The organism is Prevotella herbatica (genome assembly GCF_017347605.1).
Classification (GTDB): domain Bacteria; phylum Bacteroidota; class Bacteroidia; order Bacteroidales; family Bacteroidaceae; genus Prevotella; species Prevotella herbatica.
Genome location: NZ_AP024484.1, coordinates 1,995,197 through 2,017,589 on the forward strand (window position 1 = coordinate 1,995,197; position 22,393 = coordinate 2,017,589).

Here is a 22,393-nt window from a genome sequence, read left to right on the forward strand (position 1 = left end):
TATGTCTGAACGTAAATTGGTATTTGCTGTTTTTGGCAATGAATGCAAGTGTGCCGAGATTGCACAATATATTGAGAGAATAGAGAAGCATTTAGGCTGCCATAATGCTGACGTACTGATAGAGCCTGTTGATTTCGATAATGCCGACTACGTGATATCTCTTGGCGGAGATGGAACGTTTCTTCGTGCTGCCAGCAGAGTTGGTGACCGTCAAATTCCAATTATCGGTGTGAACATGGGAAGATTAGGATTCCTTGCCGATGTTTTGCCTAGTGAGATTGAAGAGACGCTTGATAAAATGTTAGCAGGAAATTATATGATAGAAGATCACACTGTGATAAAAATGGAGACTGACGGTGAACCTATTATGGGTAGTCCGTTTGCACTCAACGATATTGCGGTGCTGAAACTCGACTCTGCATCTATGATCAGCATCCGGTCTCATATTAATGGAGATTTCTTGGTTAATTATCAGGCAGATGGACTTGTAATTTCCACCCCTACAGGTAGTACAGCCTATAATCTTTCTAATGGTGGTCCAATAATTGTTCCTCAAAGCGGTAGTCTCTGTATTACTCCTGTTGCGCCACATAGTCTTAATATTCGCCCAATAGTAATTAATGATACCAGCGTGATTGAACTTGAAGTGGAATCACGTTCACATAACTTCCTCGTTGCTATTGACGGAAGAAGCGAAAAGCTTGATGAATGTACAAAACTCAAAATAATGAAGGCTCCGTATTGCGTAAAGATTGTGAAGTTAAAAAATAAACGATACTTCTCTACGCTACACGAGAAAATGATGTGGGGAGCAGATACCAGACAGTAGTCTGTCTCATAGAATATTTAATGCAATGAAATTAAAGAAACTACTCCGCATACCAGATTATAAATATGACACGAAAACTCTGCTGAAATGGCTTTGGCAGGCTTGGAAAGGCAATCAGTTGCAAGCTGTGCTTAATGCTTCTATTGGTCTGCTTTCTGTCGGTGTTAGCCTAGCTCAGGTGTGGGCAGTTAAGCATGCGATTGATGTTGCTAGTGGTACGTTGGGTGGTAATATCTATTGGTCTGTGGGTATAATAGCCATGTTCATGTTGTGTGATTTTGCATTAAATATTTCGGGAATATGGATAAAGAATATCCTTGGAATAAAAGCGCAGAATAAAATGCAGCAACGAGTTCTCGACCGCATCCTGCGCTCACAATGGCATGGAAGAGAAAGCCATCATTCCGGAGACGTGCTAAATAGACTAGAGTTTGATGTTAACAATGTTGTTACATTTCTCACCGAAACTATTCCAAATACTTTGTCGGTGATTGCCATGTTTCTAGGTGCATTCTTTTATCTGTTCTCAATGGATAAAATCCTGGCAGTAATTGTAATAGCCATATTTCCAATGTTTCTTGCTGTGAGCAAGATTTATGTTGGGCAGATGAGACGACTAACGCGTAAAGTGCGCGACAGCGATAGTAAGGTGCAAAGTGTATTGCAGGAAACTATTCAAAATCGCATGCTTATAAAAACTCTTGAGAGTGATGACGTGATGGTTGATAGATTGGAGAACACCCAAAGCGAACTAAGACAGAATGTAGTAAAGCGTACTAAGTTTAATCTTTTCAGCAATCTCATTGTAAACTTCGGTTTTGCTTTCGGTTATCTTTTTGCATTTCTTTGGGCTGCACTAAGAATGTCTCTGCATACATTGACATTTGGAGGAATGACGGCTTTTCTGCAATTAGTTAATAAAATACAGACTCCAGCAAGAAGTCTAACAAAGTTAGTTCCTGACTTTGTCAGTGTGTTTACAGCTGTTGAACGATTGATGGAATTGGAGGAAGATCCACTGGAGGAGCAAGGTGAACCTGTTGAAATAAAGTCGCCTTGTGGAATAAAATTGGAAAATGTTAGTTACGGATATTCAGATAAGGATGGAAACGTGATAGATAATCTCAGCTTTGATTTCATTCCTGGTAGTTGTACCGCTATACTCGGAGAGACTGGAGCCGGGAAAACGACTCTTGTACGTTTAATATTGGCGTTGCTGCAACCTCAATCTGGTTCTGTTTCTATTTACAATAAACTGCAATCTCAGTCACTTTCGCCATGCCATCGTTGTAATTTCGTGTATGTCCCGCAGGGTAATACGCTCATGAGTGGTACGATTCGAGACAATCTTCGTTTGGGGAAATTAAATGCTACAGATGAAGAAATGCAGGAGGCACTGCATAAAAGTTGTGCTGACTTTGTGGAGGATTTGCCTGACGGACTAAACACGCTCTGCTCAGAACAGGGTGCCGGATTAAGTGAAGGACAAGCCCAGCGCATTGCAATCGCAAGAAGTTTGCTACGTGACCGTTCTATAATGCTTTTTGATGAGGCTACTAGTGCTCTGGATCCTGATACAGAACGTCAGCTTCTTCGCAACATATTAGCATGTCATGATAAGACAGTGATCTTTATCACACATCGTCCGGCAGTTATGAATTATTGTGATCAAACGTTGAAAATAGAGAAAATATAAATATATTTATGTGTCTAAGGCAACTTTTTGCCAAAGTCTCACGTCTAATGAAAGAATATGATTCACTTAAAAGACATCAATAAGACCTACCGTGGAGCACAGCCGTTGCATGTGCTTAAAGGCATCAACCTTGATATTGAGGAGGGAGAGTTTGTCTCTATAATGGGAGCTTCTGGCTCTGGAAAGTCTACGTTACTCAATATTCTTGGTATTCTCGACAACTATGATGGGGGCGAGTATTTTCTCGGCGATACATTGATAAAAGATCTCTCAGAGACTCGTGCCGCAGAATATCGCAACCGCATGATTGGATTTATCTTTCAAAGTTTTAATCTTATTGGATTCAAAACTGCTGTTGAAAATGTAGAGCTACCTTTATTTTATCAGGGTGTTGGACGAAAGAAAAGACACCAGTTGGCAATGGAATACCTTGAACGATTGGGTCTGTTGCCCTGGGCAGAACATTATCCTAATGAAATGTCAGGTGGACAAAAGCAGCGTGTGGCAATAGCCCGTGCGCTAATAACCCAACCACGAATAATTCTAGCTGATGAACCAACAGGAGCTTTGGATAGCAAGACTTCTGTTGAGGTGATGCAATTGCTGAAGAAACTCAATGAAGAAGAACACAAAACGATTGTTGTGGTAACACATGAGAGTGGAGTTGCCAATGAAACAAATAAGATTGTGCACATTACTGATGGACTTATTGGTAAGATAGAGGAAAATCTTGATCATCACGCTTCGCCATTTGGAATAAATGGAGTGATGAAATAAATTGTGATTGCCTATGCGTGATATTATAACTGAAATATGGTCTACTGCCAAGCGCAACAAACTGCGTACCGCACTTACCGGCTTTGCTGTTGCGTGGGGAATCTTTATGCTTATATTCCTTCTTGGTGCTGGTAATGGACTTATCAATGCCACTGAACAAAACTCTGGTAAATTCCTTTCAAACTCTATGGTTGTTTATGGTGGAAGAACTTCCAAGGCTTACAAGGGATTGAAGGAAGGCCGTAGCATTGCTCTTAACAATAGGGATATGAAAACCACTGATGAAAGCTTTCGTGCAAATGTTGACAAGATGGGCGCAAGTATTCAGCAGAATGGTGTGAACATTTCTGTTGGCGATAATTATATCAGTACAACTTTGAGTGGAGTCTATCCAAATGAACAGCAAATTAATAAGATAGAAATGCTTCACGGCAGATATGTAAATGATATTGATAATTCCAATTCCAGAAAAGTTCTTGTTTTGAGTGAGGATCAAGCCAAAGAACTAATGCCAGGACATATTGAAGACCTTATAGGAAGATATGATTATAGCTGGTACGGTAGCTGGACTTATTCCAGCACGTAAGGCGGCTAAAATACGACCTATTGAGGCATTAAGGGCAGAGTAATATGAGATTAGACTTTGATACATACAAGGAAATCCTTGATACGCTGACGCGAAACAAGAGCCGTTCGTTTCTTACCGGATTCGGAGTGTTCTGGGGCGTGTTTATGCTTGTGGGACTTATTGGAGGCGGTAGTGGACTGAAAGAAATACTATCTAATAATTTCGAGGGTTTTGCCACAAATTCTGCAATCGTCTTTGCCCAACCTACCACAAAACCCTATGACGGTTATCGTAAAGGGCGTAAATGGAATATGGATTATAACGATGTTAAAAGGTTGAAGGCTCAGGTGCCTGAACTAGACATTGTAACACCTATGCTTAGTGGATGGGGCAGTAAAGTAACCTTTAAAGATAAAAAAACGTCTTGCTCTGTAAAGGGCTTACTTCCAGATTACGCAAAGGTTGAATCTCCAAAAATTTATTATGGCAGATACCTTAATTCAATGGATATGCAACAGCACCGTAAGGTGTGCGTACTTGGAAAGAAAATCTATAAGAATCTCTTTCCTGGAGGAGGTAATCCTTGTGGACAACTGGTGAGAATAGACTCTATTTACTATAGTGTTGTTGGAATTGACTACAGCTCCGGAAACATGAGCATCAATGGTAGGGCAGAGGAGAGCGTTGTTATTCCGCTAACTCTGATGCAGAAGGCTTATAATTATGGTAATCAGGTTCACCTCATTTGTGTAACAGCTAAACGTGGTGTAAAGATGAGTACAATTACTCAGAAGATGAGAGATGTGATAGCTCGTTCGCATTCTGTTTCTCCGTCTGATGAGAAGGCGATAACTGTATTTAATACAGAGGTCATGTTTGGAATGCTCGATAATCTGTTTTCGGGTGTCAACTTCCTTATATGGCTTGTCGGCATAGGTACTCTACTTGCGGGTGCTATTGGTGTTTCCAATATTATGATGGTTACTGTGCGCGAACGTACTATAGAAATTGGTATTCGACGTGCAATAGGTGCGACACCAAAGAGCATACTTGGACAGATTATCAGTGAGAGTATTATTCTGACTTCAGTAGCTGGTATGAGTGGCATCTTTTTCGCAGTAGTGATTTTGCAATTAGCAGAAATGGCCAATACAACAGATGGCATTGTGACTTCACATTTCCAAATAGGCTTCTGGACTGCTATTGGTGCGGTCGTGATTCTCAGTATCCTTGGCGTACTTGCTGGATTGGCTCCTGCTTTCAGGGCAATGTCAATCAAACCGGTTGACGCCATGCGTGACGAATAATTTATAATAAGAAATCAAGCATAAGAATATATGAAAAAGTATTTTAAGTTTATTGTCGCAGGCATTATTGCTTTGCTTTTTATAGGAACATTTGTTTTCCTTTGGGCTAAGTCACGTCCACAGGCTGTGGAATATGATGAGTTTACCCCTACCGTGAGAGATATCCGAAAGACAACTGTCGTTACTGGAAAGATTGAACCAAGAAACGAGGTGAATGTAAAACCACAGATTAGTGGTATCATTACCCAGTTGATGAAGGAAGCTGGTCAGACGGTACAGGCTGGTGAGATAATTGCTAAGATAAAAGTAATTCCGGATATGGGGCAACTCAGTAGTGCGCAAGCTCGCGTCCGTCTTGCTGGTGTAAATATAAAGCAAACGAAGATTGATTATCTGCGTGAGAAAGCACTCTTTGATAAGGGACTCGTAAGCGCAGACGAATATGATAAGATTCGCCAATCTTATCGTCAGTCACAAGAGGAAGTAAGAGCTTCATCTGATAATTTGGAAGTTGTGCGTGACGGTGTTTCTCGTAGTAACGCCAATACAAGTTCAACGCTCATACGCTCAACGATCAGTGGTCTAGTGCTTAATGTTCCTGTGAAAGTAGGAAATACAGTTATTTTGAGTAATACTTTTAATGACGGAACAACTATTGCAACTGTTGCCAACATGAACGATCTTATATTCCGTGGAAATATTGACGAAACTGAAGTAGGAAGTCTTGTCACGGGAATGCCAATGAAGATTACTATTGGTGCTTTGCAGGATGAAAAGCTTGAAGCCAATCTTGAATATATTTCTCCTAAGGCTGTTGAAAGTAATGGTGCTAACCAGTTTGAATTAAAGGCAGCTGTAAGAGGTGTCGATGGTAATAAAATTCGCTCAGGTTATAGTGCCAATGCAGAGATTGTACTTGCTCAGGCAAACCATGTGTTGTCTGTTCCTGAGAGTGCTATTGAGTTTCAGGGAAATGCTACCTATGTTTATGTCATTAAGATGGTTGGCAAAAACAAGACTTATGAGCGCCGCCGTGTTGTTACTGGTCTAAGTGATGGTATAAATATTGAAATAAAGAGTGGCATCACTTTGAAGGATAAAATACGTGGTCCAAAGAAAGTCGCTGATACTCCTGAGGATTCAGAAGACAAATAGTAGACTATAAGGCGTATTAATAACTAAATTCTTGTAAATTCTTAAAGAGTTTACAAGAATTTTTGTTTTTGGTCACATGGTAAGGTCGTCTAATAATATTTATGTGATACAGCCAAAGATGTAGCTTCGTGGCTAAAAATCAAGGGTTCTTCGTCAGTTAGTGTGTCTTCTCTGTGTTTTTTGTGTTTTTTAGCTACGAAGCTACGGTAACTCTCGCAAAGCCCATAAACAAAGGGGAAACGATACGCAGCTTGTAGAATCTAGCTACGATAAGCTACGTTCTAGCTACGTCTACTAGTGTTGTTTTAACGATGAAATGTATTCTATGAGTGAATTTGTCAAAGAAACGTTAGCTGCATCAGAAGAATAGAGGATGTTTAAATTGATGCTGTAAACGAAAGCAGAATTATCAAGCTTGTTTAAATGTTCTGCAGAATTCCGCTGAATTCTCGGCAAAGATACAGCAAAATTTTGTCCATGCAATCAGATTTAGGTTAGCCTGTTAGCCAAAGTTTAAACTACTGGGTGCTATACATCATAATACATGTGCGTGCGGATGCGCACACTCTGGGTTTTTCGTAAAAACAAGTGCCGAAGTGTCTATCCATTGAGCCTCAATTTGTTAGAATACTTTTCAAGTGGTATTAAGCGTCGGTTATTTGTCGGTAAAATATGAGGAAGATTTTCTTCATTTCGCATTGCGTTTTACGAAGAATTACGATGCGTTTTGCTATGTTTTGCAATCCGTTCTACGAAGAAATGCATTGCGTTTTACGAAGTAATAGGAGGCGAAATATCGTAGGAACGTTTGCATTTCTATATGGAATTAGTTGTGTTTCTATATAGAAACGCATGTAAAATCCGATATTTGACCGTCAAATCACCGTCACTTTATTTAGTCAAATTCGTCGATAAAATATTGATAATCATTATGTTGACACTTCGACACTTATATTTTTCAAAACCCTAAGTGCGCGTGTGTGTACGTACATTAATATATGCACAGAAATAGTAACGTAGCTAAGACGTAGCTCATCGTAGCTAATTTGACCTAGCTACGTATCGTTTTTCCCAGTGTTTATAGGCATTGCGAGAGTTACCGTAGCTTCGTAGCTAAAAAACACAAAAAACACAGAGAAGACAGCCTAAATGTATAAGATTTAAATTGTCACAGATAAATCTAAACTCTAAATAGTTAATTTATAATATGTTACACTAAAAGCTAATCTTTTTAAGTGAGCATTAGTGTTAACGAATATGTTGAATGTCAATATTTTGAGTTGTATTTAACGACAATAAAGTATCTATACTCCATTCCCAAAATTGACGAAGAACCAAATTATGGGATAGGCATAGCCATACGATGATGGCTCACCAAATAAATGCAATGATATTTCTTTTATGTAAGTTGACAAGCCTTGATTTTAAGTACTATTCATCTTTAAATCCATCTGTAGTTTTTTTATACTTTAGTTATATTTTTACTGTTCATGTTTGTTTTACTAACGTTATTAAATTATCACCTAATTTCTCTCAATAACCAATATTTTGTTGTAAATGAAGAAAAACGCAAAAAGTTTGTTGCATTTTTAAAAAAATTGTTATCTTTGTCACCAAACTATCAACATTTGTCCATGATTCGCATTACGAGGAAAACATTTTTACTAACAACAATATTCCTTGTCTTGGCACTTTTCGTCAAGGCAGAGAGTGTTTATAACGTAATGTCTTATGGTGCAAAAGGTAATGGTGTTGCCGATGATGCTTCTGCGATACAAAGAGCAATCGATAAATGTGAGCAAAGTGGTGGTGGAATAGTTTTGTTCCCATCCAATCATGTTTTTATTTCAGGTCCATTCCAGTTAAAGTCAAATGTAGAACTTCATCTTGAGGCAACAGCTACGCTGAAGGCCAATCCTGACGAGACGGTCTATCGTATAAGCGCATTTGGAAAGAATCAAGGTGAGGGCATGTTGTGGATATGGGCAAACAATGCCGATAATATTTCTATCACAGGGAAGGGATGTATTCATGGAAACGGAATAAGTTTCATGGGCAAGGAGCTTAATGATAGTTATGAATTAAAGCCTGTGACAACTTTTGATCCTCGTCCCCATGTTCTTAGCCTTACAGATGTTCGCAATCTCACTATAAAGGATGTTACAATACGTGAAGGCGCATATTGGACAGTGCATCTTATAGGATGTGACGGTGCTGTGATTGACGGAATAAACCTACTAAACAACTTGAAAATCCGTAATGGCGACGGAATAGATATTGACCATAGTAAGAACATTCGTATTGCCAATTGCCACATTACAAGCGGTGATGATGCTATTTGCCTGAAAAATAGACGTGAGTTTCAGCAATATGGTTCCTGTCATGATATCGTGGTTACCAACTGTGTAATGGCAAGTCGCAGCTGCACTGTGAAGATTGGGTCTGAAAATGTGGATTCCATTTACAATGTTACTGTTGATAACTGTATAATTAAAGGCAGCAATCGCGGACTTGGCATACAGAATCGTGACGAAGGGACCGTTACGAATGTGATGTTCTCTAATATCATCCTAGACTGCAAATTGTGGAGTGACGTGTGGTGGGGTAAGGCTGAACCTATCTATGTTACCAGTTATCCACGTGCCAACGGTAACAACAAGGACGCTAACTGGCGATTTCCAAAGGGACAGACAGAAGGTCGCTCTGGAGAAGTGAGCAATATTTACTTTAATAATATTGTAGCAACATCAGAAAATGGATGTTTTATTGGTGGAGACACAAAAGACAAGGTGAACAACATTCATTTTAATAATGTAGTACTGAAAAAAACAAGGCAAACCAAATATGACACGGGCATTTATGATAAACGACCATGTCGTGGAGATGGCTATATATATAATAATCTGGATGCTGTAGTGACGGAGAACGTTACAACATTGGATACAACAGGCGTGAAAGCCTATGGATTCTAATTTTTTTGACGTATCTTAATCTAATCGAAATATAAAATTATGATTGCTGTAATATTACAGTGATACTTTTGCACCTAAAATGATACAATAACTTTTTAACAGACAATTATGCGTAGAGTACAAAACCAAATTCGGAGAAACTGTAAGCGAGTCATCGTCTCAGCTTTACTTCTATTTTTAAGTACAATAGCATTTGCACAAAGTAAAATTACAGGTACCGTAAAGGATGCCAGTGGTGAACCGCTTATCGGTGTAAGTGTTGTTGAAGTCGGAACAACAAACGGAACTGTTACCGACATTGACGGTAACTATGTGTTGAATGTAAAGCCTGGAGCAAAGCTCAGGGTTTCTTATGTTGGATTTAATCCACAGGAAATAAAAGCTGGCAATAATAGTCAGATTATATTAAAAGAAGACAATAAGACTCTTAATGAGGTCGTTGTAGTTGGTTACGGTACAATGCGCCGTAAGGACGTAACAAGTTCTATCACTACAGTTAAGTCAGAAGATTTGAATGTCGGTGTTTTCTCTGATGCAGCAAGTATGTTGCAGGGAAAAGTAGCCGGTTTGGTTGTAACATCAAGTGCTGACCCTAATGGTTCTCCTAGTATAACTCTTCGTGGTGCATCATCATTGCGTACAGGAGATGCTATGCAGCCTTATTATGTAATTGATGGTATTCCTGGTGTAGACATCTCTATGGTTGCTCCTGATGATATTGAGAGTATTGATGTACTTCGTGATGCTACTGCTACAGCCATTTATGGTTCAAAAGCTGCTAACGGTGTTATTATCATTACGACCAAAAGTGGTAAGAATGGTAAAGATAGAACAAACGTAACATATTCTGGCTATGTAGCTTTTGACAATGCATTAAAGACCTTGGATATGGCTACTGCTGATGATATTCGTAATTATGTAACGGCCAACAAGTTGGATTATGCCTATGATGGTAAATCAAGTACAGACTGGCAAAAGCAAGTCCTTCGCACAGGTGTTAGCCATAATCATAATTTGTCTATTAACGGAGGTTCAAATAAGACCACTTATATGGCTAGTGTAAACTTTGCTAATCGTGAGGGTGTTGTTGAGGGATCAAGTATGAATCGTTTGAATTTGCGTTCTTTGATTACAACAAAAGTTCTCAAAGACCGTTTGGAACTGTCTGCAGGTGTAAATAGCCTATACGCAAAGCATAAGGGTGTAGCCAATGGATGGGATGGTGAGTCTGTCCTTGATGCGATGAACTATTATAATCCAACATTGCCTGTTACAAATACAGATGGAACATGGTCTGAAGGTTCTGGTTCGCAAAATTATAATCCACTTTCTTTGATTAATGAGGATACTTCTGAGACAATGTATAAACGTATGCAGTTTATTGGCAAGGCAAGTCTTAAGATTATGGATGGCTTTGTTTGGAATATGAACTATTCTTATGATAATATGCAGAGTACATATAGTTCGTATGATTCTCATAATTCTCAGCTTCCAGGATTGAAAGATTACAATGGTCGTGCAACTCGTAATACATATTTTAATAATTCACAGACTTTTGAAACTTTTGGAAACTATGATAAGACATTCAATAAGGTTCATAAGCTATCATTGATGGCTGGTTATTCTTGGGAAGAGAAAAATAATAATGACGGTTTCGGTCTAACTGTTCACAACTTCTTTGATGATAATTTGAAATGGAACAATCTGACTTACGCAGGTACTATTGATGGAATGCCTGCTGTTCAAAGTGGAACAAAAGAAACGATTCGTAATATTTCTTTCTATGGTCGTTTAAGTTATTCTTATAATAGCAAGTATATGCTACAGGCTACTGTCCGTCGTGATGGTTCTTCTGTATTTGGTAGTGGTCATCAATGGGGAACATTCCCTTCTGTAAGTGCAGCTTGGAATATTACAGAGGAGTCATTCATGAAAAACCAAAAGGTATTCTCTAACTTAAAACTTCGTGTCGGCTATGGTGTAAGTGGTAATGCACTTGGATTTGGCGCTTATTCTGCAGTAAGTACTTATGGTTCATCAGGTTCTTATTTTACATATAATGGAAATAGCTATGTGACACTAGGTGCAACAAAGTTGGCTAATCCAGATTTGAAATGGGAGACAACTGGTATGTTGAATATTGGTTTAGACTATGCTTTAGCTGGTGGTCGTATCAATGGATCTATTGAATTCTATAATAAGAAAACAAAAGATTTGATTTGGAATTATCCAGTATCTTCTTTCATTTATCCTTTTGGAACAATTCAGGCTAATGTCGGCGAAATAACAAATAAAGGTGTTGAATTCTCTTTGAACGCAACAGCAATAAAGACTAAGAATTTCACTTGGAATACAACTCTTAACTTGTCACATAATGTGAACAAGGTAAATAAGTTGTCAAATGATTATTATCAGACATCTACATTTGCACAGGGTGATCCTCGTGTAGCTGGCGTTTCAGCAAATGGTTATACTCAGCGTATTATGGAAGGGGAACCTCTTGGTACATTCTATACTTATGAGTTTGCTGGTTATGATGCTAATGGCAAGTCAACATACTATGTTCATGATGAAGCGACAGGCAAGCGTACTGGTGAAGTAACAAATTCTCCAGCATACAAGGACCGTACTATTACAGGTTGTGCACAGCCTAAGTTGAATCTCGGTTTAAACAATACTTTCAACTATAAGAATTGGAATGCTGATATGTTCTTTACCGGTGTATTTGGCAATAAAATATACAATGGTTCACGTGCTCATTACACAGCTCCAGATTTCTTCTCTGGTGGTAAGAATGTATTGAAGGAATATGTTACTTCTCGTCCTGTTACAGATAACCTTTCAAATATACCATCTGATCGCTATCTTGAGAATGGAAGTTATCTTCGCTTGCAAAGTCTTTCACTTGGTTACACATTCCATAAGTTTAATGATTGGATTCAGTCAGCGCAGGTTTATGTAACTTGCAATAACGTGTTTACCATTACAAGTTATAAGGGTCTTGACCCAGAAGTTAATTTGGGTGGAATTGATCCAGGTGTAGATTATCGTTGGAACAATTATCCTCACACACGTACATTCTTGATTGGTATGAAAGTCAATTTCTAATTATAAAGAGAAAATAATATGAATACAAATATAAAATTATTATTTGCAACTGGCATCCTGACTCTTGCTGTTGGTTGTACTGACTTGGATGTTCCTGTAGCGTCTCAATATACAACATATCCAAGTAGTGAAATCGCTGTCCAGGGCAAACTGGCCAATATATATTTCAAAATGAGGGATTGCTTTGGCCGTCGATATATGGAAGCACAGGCTCTTTCAAGTGATGAAGAAACTGCGGTCGCATATAATGGTGGTTGGGTAGATGGTTTTGCCTATGCTCATCCTAGTCTTCATGATTACACTTATGAGGATGCAACACTAGACTGGATGAGTGTTCTTGGAGAAGGGACTGTAACTGCAAATGAAGTTATCAATAGTGGTGCTGATGTCAAATATGTTGCCCCAGCCCGTGCTATGCGTGCTTTCTTTGAATTTATAATGATGGATTGTTGGGGTGATGCTCCTATCATTGATAAGACCGTAACAGGTATTGATATTCGTGACCGTCAGCCTCGTGCCGATGTTGCAAGATATATAGAAAAAGAGCTTCTAGCAATAATTCCAGACCTTCCTACAGAAGTGAATGGAGATAATTATGGAAAGCCTTCTAAATATATGGCTGAGGCTCTGCTTGCAAAGTTGTATATCAACTGGCCTGTTTATACTGCTGCGTCAGTAGATCAATATGATGCTGCAACCGCAAAGAATGAGAAATTGGATGACTGTATCAAAATTTGTGATGATATCATTAAATCAGGTAAGTTTAATCTTGGTTCAATGGCTTATCGCTTTAAATTTGCGCCAAATAACTCAGATTTGAAGGTTGAGGATTTTATTTATGCAATGCCTTATGACACATATACAGCAACAGGTATGCAATATGGTCGTTCACATTCATATAAGGATGTAAAGAGCATGAATCCTAGCTATTATGGCATGAACCTGTCTAATTCTGGTGGTGGTTACATGACTATGACTCCAGAATTCGCAAGTTTGTTTAATCTACCTGGTGATGAACGCAATAATTGTATCATCGGTGACACGGTTCATGTATACAATCCAACAACACTTTTGCCTACAAGTAAAGTGGCTCTTGATAAATCAGGTAATCCATTGGTTCTGACAAAGAGTATTACTTTGATAAAGCAAGATGAAACTCTTGATGTAGGTGATAATTTAACAGGATGGCGTCAAGGCTATCGTCCAATAAAGTTCTTTGTAACTAATGATGATTTTAAGAATGGACGTAACCAGTCTAATGACTTGCCAATATTCCGTTATGCAGACATCTTGTTGGAAAAGGCTGAAGCTATCACACGTGGTGGAACACCAACAAATGGTGAGACAGCGCAGAGTTTGTTCAATCAGATTCGTTCTTATGTAAAGGCTCCAACAATAGATCATAATCCAACCCTCCAGGAAATATATGAAGAGCGTGGACGTGAGTTCTTTGATGAGAATTGGCGCCGTAATGATATGATTCGTTTCGGTCATTTTGAAGATGAGTATTTCCCTCATTATAAGGGATTCCCAGGTGCAAACTTTGATAAGACTCACCGTATATTCCCAATTCAAAAGAAAGATTTTGATGTGAATCCACGATGGAAACAGAACGCAGGTTATTAAACCTTACATAAAAGATTGATAGGGGTAGAAAAAATCTGCCCCTATTATTTATTTAGAAAATACTATTAATGCTATATTTATGAAAAAAACTATTATTTATTTATGTGCTGTTTGCGGTTTGCTGTCACTAGCACAACCTATATCTGCTAATGAAATAAATGAAAACGCAGATACAACAAACATTATGCTGGTAAAGCAATATGGAAGTTTCATTAAGGATGGACGCCCTGTACAATATTGTGCAGATAAAGGTTTGTTGATTATCGTTTCTCCAGGAAATGATTATACTAAACCTGTGATTGTTTTGCGCAACAAAACGGGTAAGGCTTTTGATTTTAAACCAGAGGGTATAAGTGTTCATGCTCTTGCAATGAAAGGCGTGAAGAGTAAGGACACACGTTATCTTACTACTGCGAAATACATTAAGGATGGAGGAAAAAAAGAAAATGTAGAAAGAGATTCTTTGCCAATCTATTCATATTCAAAATACATAAGTAAAGTACGTAACCAGCAAGCTTGGGGAAATGTACTTGGTGGACTGGCTGATGGTGCTATTGATGCAATGACCTATACTCCTCAGTCAACTACTGATAGAATACTGTTGGATCAGAATAATGAACAGCGTTATAAAGAAAACGCTAAGGAAGATGAAGCCCAGATTAAGAAAATCGTAGACGGTTATTGGAAAGAAAATACGATATTCAATAATACTGAACATTCTGGCTTTATCGCTTTTAAAGGTGTAAAAACTGATAATATTATTTATTCAATATCAGTAAATGGTGAGAAGTATGAATTTACATTCTATTTCAACTAAGGGAATATTGCTATTTTTTATTTGCCTATTCATGGGTGATAATGTATCGTATGCAATAGTTCTTAATACGACAAAATTAAAGATAGCCAATGACGGCAATACATTATGCACGCTGCAATTGCAGCGTGCAATTGATAGAGTCTGTAATAATGGTGGTGGCAGACTAGATGTTACTCCTGGTAAATATCTTACTGGGAGTATAATGCTTAAAAGCGGAGTGGAACTGCATCTCATGAGTGGTGCTGTGATTCTAGGCAGTACAAATCCAAAAGACTATTATTCAATTAAAGCCCAACCTATAGCAGACAAGCGCAATGATAATTCAAACATTGCGCTTGTGTTGGCTTATAACGCTGAAAATATAAGCGTTACTGGTAATGGTACTATTGATGGTCAGGGATTGATGCTTGCACTGAATATAGACAGCCTTTATCATAAGGGAATGCTGAAAGATAATAATTATAATGTCAGGCGAATGCGCCCTAGCGAACAGGTACGCCCAAAGCTATTCTATTTCTATAAATCAAATAATGTCACAGTTTCTGATTTGTGTTTGAAAAATAGTGCGTGCTGGGGATTGTCGTTTGATCTTTGTGTTAATTTGAATCTTAAGAATCTCAATATTACTAATTGTGCATACTGGAATAATGACGGTATTGATATTGATGATTGCCAGCATGTTAAGATCGCTGATTGTGATATTAATTCAGCAGACGATGCAATCTGTCTGAAATCTTATCATGCAAATTCTTCTTGTGTAGATGTTGATGTTCAGCGTTGTAATTTGCGTAGCAGTGCTAGTGGTGTGAAGTTTGGCACAGCTTCTTGGGGAGGTTTTAGTAATATTCATGTGGCCGATATAAAGGTCTTTGATACTTTCCGTTCGGCAATAGCTATTGAAAGTGTTGACGGAGGCAGTATTGACAGTGTATGTGTTGAGCGGATTAATGCTGTTAATACAGGTAATGCGATCTTTCTCAGACTTGGTCAGCGTGCAGGAAGTAAAAACGGTAGTATGAAAAACATTATTCTTCGTGATATTACTTGCACTGTACCTTTTGAAAGACCCGATAAAAATTATGACCTTCGTGGTCCGGAAGTTGATTTTTTCCATAACCCTTTTCCAAGTAGCATTTGCGGAATACCAGGCAACAAGATACAAAACGTTATGCTTGAGAATATCAATATAGTTTATCCAGGTAGGGCCACAAAGGGAATGGCTTATGTTCCGTTGTGGCGTGCTGATAAGATAGACGAGCAGATAATGTCGTATCCAGAATTCTCAATGTTTGGAGAACTTCCTTCATGGGGCTTTTATGTGAGGCATGTTTCAGGGATTACTTTCAGTAATGTGAAATTGTCACTTGCTGATAATGATTTCCGTCCAGCATTTGTATTTGAAGATGCTGCCAACGTTACATTGAAAGACGTTACATTTCCAGGAGACAAAAGCCGCCAAATATATTTCGTTGACAAATAAATTATTTTATGCGCCGTATTCAGTTTATTATATCATTGTTTTTTGCGTTGTCTATTCATGCGCAATACACTAAGTTTGTAGATCCTAAAATAGGCAGTGAAGGACAAGGACGTGTCTTTATAGGTCCGTCAATGCCGTATGGGATGGTTAAGCCTGGTCCTGATTGTGTATCAATGCCAAATGCTGGTTGGGAGAAAATGCCTGAAGCCGTAAAGGGATTCAGTCAGACTCATGTTAGCGGAACAGGTGGTGGACAGAAATATGGCAATATTCTTATCCAACCATTCAAGGGATCAATTCAGAAAACAGAATATCCTCAGCATCGCAGTGCAGAGACAATGTCATTGGGATATTATTCGTGTGATTATATCGAAGGTCCTCACACCGAAATTACTACTAGCGAACGTTGTGCAATCTATCGTTTCAGTGGACTTGACGGTCTGTTTGTTGATGCGCATACCTTCCTAGGTATAGACACCATTCCCGATAAACGTGAGGCGCAGCAGTTTGTTGGCAGTGAGGTAAATATAAATGGCGAATATGAAATAACAGGATACTCCACAGTTAGAGGAGGTTGGAATAATGGTGGACCCTATACAGTGTATTTCTGTCTTAGAAGCGATGTGCCGTTTAAGAAGAGCATGACCCAAGATAACAAATATGCGTGGGTGATGTTTGATAAACCACGTGTGAATATAAAAATTGGAATATCTTTCGTTTCAACAGACAAGGCAAGGCAGAATATCGTTAGTTGTGGATTTGATGATCAATTGGCGCATCTTCGCAGTACGTGGAATGGTTTGCTCTCAAAAATTAAAATAAATGCATCTGAATTGCAGTCACGAATGTTCTATACTGCACTTTATCATACAATGCTGATGCCTGTAGACCGAAGCGGTGAAAATCCTAATTGGACGGCTGTTCCGTATTATGATGATTACTATGCAATATGGGATACCTATCGCACTTCGTCTCCGCTTATCACACTCCTGTCTCCACAAAGGCAGCGTGATATCGTGAACTCGCTTATAAACATATATGACAACGAAGGCTACATGCCAGATGCACGAAGTGGAAACTGTAACGGAAGAACACAGGGTGGAAGCAATGCAGATATTGTAATTGCCGACGCATTTGCTAAGGGACTCTCTGGTATAGACTATGAACATGCATTCAAGGCAATGATAAAAGATGCCGAAGTGGCTCCCATTGATGCTGAGAAGGAAGGACGTGGAGGAATTGCAGAATATAATTCATTGGGGTATATCCCTTATGGAATAGACCGTGCTGGAAACAGAACCGTTGAATACAGTTATGATGACTGGTGTATTGCGCAAGTAGCAAAAGGGTTAGGATACAAAGCTCTCTATGATAAATATATCAAGCGCTCAGGCAACTGGCGTAATCTATGGCGTAGTGATTATCAGTGGCATGGAATGCGTGGATTTATTATGCCTCGTGATGCCGATGGTAATTGGCTGGATTCTGTCGTATGGGGTAAATCCAAAGTCTATCATCCGCTCATTCCATATACTCCTGATACGAAGGTCGCACCGTGGTATATTCCTTGGTGGGGAACATTCTTTTATGAGGCGCTTTCTGCAGAATATAGTTTAAGCATTCCTCATTATGTAAAAGGGCTTATTGAAGCTTGTGGAGGTAAAGACAGGTTTGTAAAGCGACTCGATACATTTTTTGAAAACAATCATTATAATGTGGCTAATGAACCAAGTTTTATGACCCCTTATCTGTATCATTGGGCAGATAGACCAGAACTTAGTTGCGAGCGTATCAGACAGATTATACATGATAATTACAGTGATCGTCCTGATGGTCTTCCTGGTAATGACGATAGTGGGGCAATGTCTTCATGGTTAGTCTGGAATATGTTGGGACTTTATCCTGTTGCAGGTCAGAATCTTTATCTTGTAGGTTCACCGCTTATAAAGTCGTATTCAATAGATTTGCCAAATGGCAGAACATTGAACGTTGACGCAAAAGGCAATAGATGGAAAATGAAATTCATCAGGCATGAGGATATTCTTAAAGGAGGAACATTGCACTTGCCTGATCATAATGCGTTGGCAAAGTCACCGAAAACGAAAGAAGCAGAAAGAACACGTGCTTTTAACCTATCACCAAGTGCAACAACACATCTTTGTAAATTCGTTCTTAATAGGCAGTATCGAAACTGGATTGTCAAGTGTGATTTATCAAATAACGATACATTGCAACTTTTATGTAATAACTCGCTCTATTGCATTCCAAAGACAGTAATCGAGAATGCAGAAGGATTCTGTTGGTATAGTCCACAGAAAGGTAGTGATATTTATAAATGCAATGAAACATTTCTTTTTATTTCATTCAAAGCCTTGAGTGAATTAAAACGTGACGGCATGTTTGTATATAATGGGATTACATGGCGAAAGATTAATGCTGACGCAAATATCATTACAGTTAAGGCTGATGTAGACGGCACGGTAATGAAAATATCTACATCGGCAGAATTGCCATGGGTGGTTGAAATGCGCAATAACCCATTGGGAATAGATTGGAATCTGGAATTAAATGATTAATTTTGCAACCTAACTACATTATGTCCTCTTTATGAAAAAGGCCCTATCTTTATTGTTACTGCTTTTATGCTTCGTCAGTCTTTCTTATGCTCAGAAGTCACGAGAGCAGATGGGCGGTGTTTACTATGCATACCCAGTTCCGCAAAATATCACGTACTCAAAAGTTCCTGAAGGCTATCATGCATTCTATATTTCGCATTATGGTCGTCATGGTTCACGTTGGCTGCCATCAGACTCACGCTACGAATGGGTGAATAGTCAGTTTGCTGACGATTCTAATCTCACTAAGTTGGGAAAGAGCCTTAAAAAACGACTTGCAAAAGTTTGGAAGAATGCCATGGGTAATGGTGGAAAACTCACTGCTCTTGGTGCTTCGCAGCATTGCGGTATTGCCGATAGAATGTATGCAAACTTTCCCGAAGTCTTTAACGGAAATAAAGTAACAGCCCACGCTAGTATTGTTGGGCGATGCGTTAAAAGTATGCAGGTGTTCAGTGACGAATTGAATAAATTGATGATAGGAAAGGCAATTGTTGAACAAACTGCCGATTCTGCTGATATGGCTTGGATTGCTTACGACTCACCAGAAATGAAGGTTCTCTCGTCACGAACAAAAGTTAAGGCTTATATCAATGGACAGCGTTTTGCTGCTGCATTGTTTAAAGATCCTTCAAAGATATCAGATCCAGATAAATTGATGGGAGAGATTCATGCTATTGCTTCTGATATGCAGGATGTTGAATTGAAGATAAGGTTTGATGATGTTATAAACGATGAAGAATGTCGTGCCGTATACGAACAGAACAATGAGCGTATGTGGATTTGCAATGGTCAGTCTCCTGATAATTACAGTGCACCTTCACGTTCTGCATTTAGCCTTTGGAATGATATTGAGACTAAGGCTGATAATGCTGTTGCAAATGGTAATACGTCTGCTGACCTCAGATTCGGACACGATACAGCATTGTATCATCTAATGTCGCTTCTAGGTATTTCAACTCTTTCTGATGAACGTGTTGATAAGATGGACGAGGTCGTTCCTATGGCTGCAAACTTGCAAATGATATTTTATACCAATGGTAAAAATGTAATTGTGAAGCTGATGCTTAATGAGCATGAAGTGAAACTATTTGGACTGCGCCAGGAAAGTCCTTACTTTCAGTGGGATGCTTTAAAGAAGTATGTGCATAAGAGAATGCAGAATGCTTTGTTACATAAACAGATTGAGGCTATCAACACAATGGTTGGAACGGACTTCTCTGTTACCAGTAATTCCACTTATGGTAGGGGTAAAGAGGAACATGGACAGACTCTGCCTGCTGCATTTGAACCTAATGGAATGAACTTCTGGACTCCGCAGACACAAGATACAGAACAGAAATGTCTTGCTCCTTATTATTATCGAGATAAGAAGTTTCAAGGATTCCGTGCAAGTCATTGGATGGTAGGTGGATGCACTCAGGACTATGGTTCTTTCACTCTTATGCCAGAGATGGACGTACTTCGCCTTAAACCGGAAGAGCGTGCTTCACGTTTTAGCCATGCAGATGAAATTTCTCATCCTGATTATTATTCTGTCGTACTGCCTGATGAACACCTTCAAGCAGAAATGACAGGAATGAGCCACACAGCAATGTTCCGTTTTAAGTATAATAAAAGTGGTAAAGCCTATTTTGTCGTAAATGCAAATAGTGACGAGAAAGAAGGCTTTGTTGCTGTAGACACTGCAAGAAACTGCATTTATGGTTACAATCCAGTGCATCGCATTTATCAAGGTTGGGGTGAAAAGGCTGGTTTCAATGGCTGGTTTGCCGTACAGTTTGAGGATCCTATTGTGGAATATGGTGTTAAGGACTCGATAGCTTACGTTGCTTTCGATGTAAATGAAGGCGATGAGATACTAGCCAAGGCTTCAACAAGCTTTGTTGACATGAAGGGTGTATTCAATAATATCGCCCAAGAAGTTCCACATTGGGAATTTTATGACACTCGTTGTCGTGTTGTCTCATCTTGGCAAAGCAAGTTGGCAAAAGTAATTGTAGAGTCTCCCGATACTGCTGCCGTTAACAAGTTCTATGGCGCTTTGTATCGTGCTAGTTTCCTTCCTCGTGCATTCAGTGACAAGGATGGTCGCTATCCGTCTTTCTCTGGTGGGAAGAAGATTATGCAACATTCTCTAGGGACATTTGCTGGCAGACCAATCTATCGTCGCGTTTATCAGGATTTCTCAATGTGGGATACTTATCGTGCATTGTGTCCGCTGAATATTATAATTGATAATAAAACAGGTGGTTATCTGCAAAGTCTTGTTGATATGTATCAGCAAGGCGGTTGGTTGCCTATATTCCCAGCATGGAATAGTTACACTGCTGCCATGATTGGTGATCATTGTAGTGCAGCTCTTGCTGAAGGAATCGTGAAAAATGTAAGTGGATTTGATGAAAAGATTGCTTATGAAGCAATGCGCAAGAATGCCTTTGAGAGTCCAAAGACTTTTGAGGAATACAAGAATGGAATGGGACGCCGTGCCTTGAAGAGCTATTTGAAGTATGGATATATTCCTATGGAAGATAGTGTTATGGAGGCTTTCCACACGCACGAGCAGGTGAGCCGCACTCTTGAATATGCTTATGATGATTATGCCTTGGCTCAGGCTGCAAAGGTCTTGGGCAAGACAGATGATTACAAACTGCTTATGAAGCGTGCTGCTAATTGGAGAAATGTAATTAATCCTGTTACCGGTTGGGCTGACGGACGCTATAAGAATGGTAAATGGCTTAACAATAAGGATATATTGAGTAGGGTGCCATTCATCACTGAGGGAGCAGCAATTCATTATTCTTTCTATGTTCCACATGATGTTTATGGATTGATTAAGGTTATGGGTGGAAAAGATAAATATGTGTCTAAATTGGATTACCTCTTCGGAAAATCTAATACTTCAGACGATTCTACCTTCACAAAATCATATTATTGGCATGGAAATGAACCGTGTCATCAGATTCCTTATATGTATGCCTATGCTGGAGAACCATGGAAGACTCAGCGAATACTTCGCCACATCATGGATAATGAATATTTAGATGTCCCTGGTGGACTAAGCGGTAATGATGATGCCGGACAGATGAGCGCATGGTATATGTTCTCGGCAATTGGATTTTATCCTGTTTGTCCTGCTTCACAATATTACGTAATTGGAACGCCTACATTCAAAAAAGTAGCTATTGGTGAATTCGTAATAGAAGCAGAGAACGTTTCGGAAAAGAATTTCTATATACAGAGTGCAACTTATAACGGAAAACCTTATACTCATAACTACATTACTCACGAAATGGTGAAAGGAAATGGAGTGTTGAAATTTGTTATGGGACCAAATCCTAATAAGAATTGGGGTAGTGCAAGCAACGATTGTCCACCTGACTTAATGAAATAAAGAAATTAAAGGGAAAATAAGATTCAGAACAACACTATACAAAGAAGCC

Annotated in this window: 12 protein-coding genes and 1 pseudogene; all 13 read left to right on the forward strand. The window is 39.0% G+C overall.

The features are described 5' to 3' along the window. Position 1 precedes the first annotated feature (1 nt). The 13 genes and pseudogenes from prwr041_RS07425 to prwr041_RS07485 all read left to right on the forward strand — a co-directional run bounded on the left by prwr041_RS07425 (position 2) and on the right by prwr041_RS07485 (position 22,344). Positions 2-829 carry an NAD kinase gene (locus prwr041_RS07425; RefSeq protein WP_207153199.1) on the forward strand — a complete coding sequence of 276 codons (828 nt, stop codon included), beginning with the start codon at positions 2-4 and terminating at the stop codon, positions 827-829. 25 nt (positions 830-854) lie between these two features. Beyond that, positions 855-2,525: an ABC transporter ATP-binding protein gene (locus prwr041_RS07430; protein WP_207153200.1), complete on the forward strand. Its 1,671-nt coding sequence runs from the start codon at positions 855-857 to the stop codon at positions 2,523-2,525. Between the two features lie 57 nt (positions 2,526-2,582). Then, positions 2,583-3,302 carry an ABC transporter ATP-binding protein gene (locus prwr041_RS07435; RefSeq protein WP_207153201.1) on the forward strand — a complete coding sequence of 240 codons (720 nt, stop codon included), beginning with the start codon at positions 2,583-2,585 and terminating at the stop codon, positions 3,300-3,302. Positions 3,303-3,315: 13 nt separating this feature from the next. Then, positions 3,316-3,846, forward strand: a pseudogene (locus prwr041_RS07440) (ABC transporter permease); the annotation flags it as partial. Positions 3,847-3,932: 86 nt separating this feature from the next. Next, positions 3,933-5,177, forward strand: coding sequence for an ABC transporter permease (locus prwr041_RS07445; protein WP_207153202.1), 1,245 nt, complete (start codon positions 3,933-3,935; stop codon positions 5,175-5,177). A gap of 30 nt (positions 5,178-5,207) precedes the next feature. Next, positions 5,208-6,332 (forward strand): efflux RND transporter periplasmic adaptor subunit, encoded by a 1,125-nt coding sequence (locus prwr041_RS07450; RefSeq protein WP_207153203.1) that lies wholly within the window; start codon positions 5,208-5,210, stop codon positions 6,330-6,332. A gap of 1,634 nt (positions 6,333-7,966) precedes the next feature. Further along, the gene (locus prwr041_RS07455; protein WP_207153204.1) at positions 7,967-9,304 is read left to right on the forward strand and encodes a glycoside hydrolase family 28 protein; all 1,338 of its coding nucleotides are present in this window, start codon (positions 7,967-7,969) and stop codon (positions 9,302-9,304) included. 108 nt (positions 9,305-9,412) lie between these two features. After that, positions 9,413-12,412, forward strand: a complete 3,000-nt coding sequence (locus prwr041_RS07460) for a SusC/RagA family TonB-linked outer membrane protein (protein WP_207153205.1) — start codon at positions 9,413-9,415, stop codon at positions 12,410-12,412. 18 nt (positions 12,413-12,430) lie between these two features. Further along, the gene (locus prwr041_RS07465) at positions 12,431-14,038 is read left to right on the forward strand and encodes a RagB/SusD family nutrient uptake outer membrane protein (RefSeq protein ID WP_207153206.1); all 1,608 of its coding nucleotides are present in this window, start codon (positions 12,431-12,433) and stop codon (positions 14,036-14,038) included. A 79-nt stretch (positions 14,039-14,117) separates the two neighbouring features. Continuing rightward, a complete protein-coding gene (locus prwr041_RS07470; RefSeq protein WP_207153207.1) occupies positions 14,118-14,855 on the forward strand; it encodes a hypothetical protein in 738 nt (245 codons plus the stop codon). Beyond that, on the forward strand, positions 14,830-16,335 hold the full coding sequence (locus tag prwr041_RS07475) for a glycoside hydrolase family 28 protein (protein ID WP_207153208.1): 1,506 nt from the start codon (positions 14,830-14,832) through the stop codon (positions 16,333-16,335). Before prwr041_RS07470 ends, prwr041_RS07475 begins: the two co-directional genes overlap by 26 nt. 8 nt (positions 16,336-16,343) lie before the next feature. Continuing rightward, positions 16,344-18,911, forward strand: a complete 2,568-nt coding sequence (locus prwr041_RS07480) for a GH92 family glycosyl hydrolase (RefSeq protein ID WP_237072174.1) — start codon at positions 16,344-16,346, stop codon at positions 18,909-18,911. A 31-nt stretch (positions 18,912-18,942) separates the two neighbouring features. After that, positions 18,943-22,344: a GH92 family glycosyl hydrolase gene (locus tag prwr041_RS07485; protein WP_207153209.1), complete on the forward strand. Its 3,402-nt coding sequence runs from the start codon at positions 18,943-18,945 to the stop codon at positions 22,342-22,344. Positions 22,345-22,393: the final 49 nt, after the last annotated feature.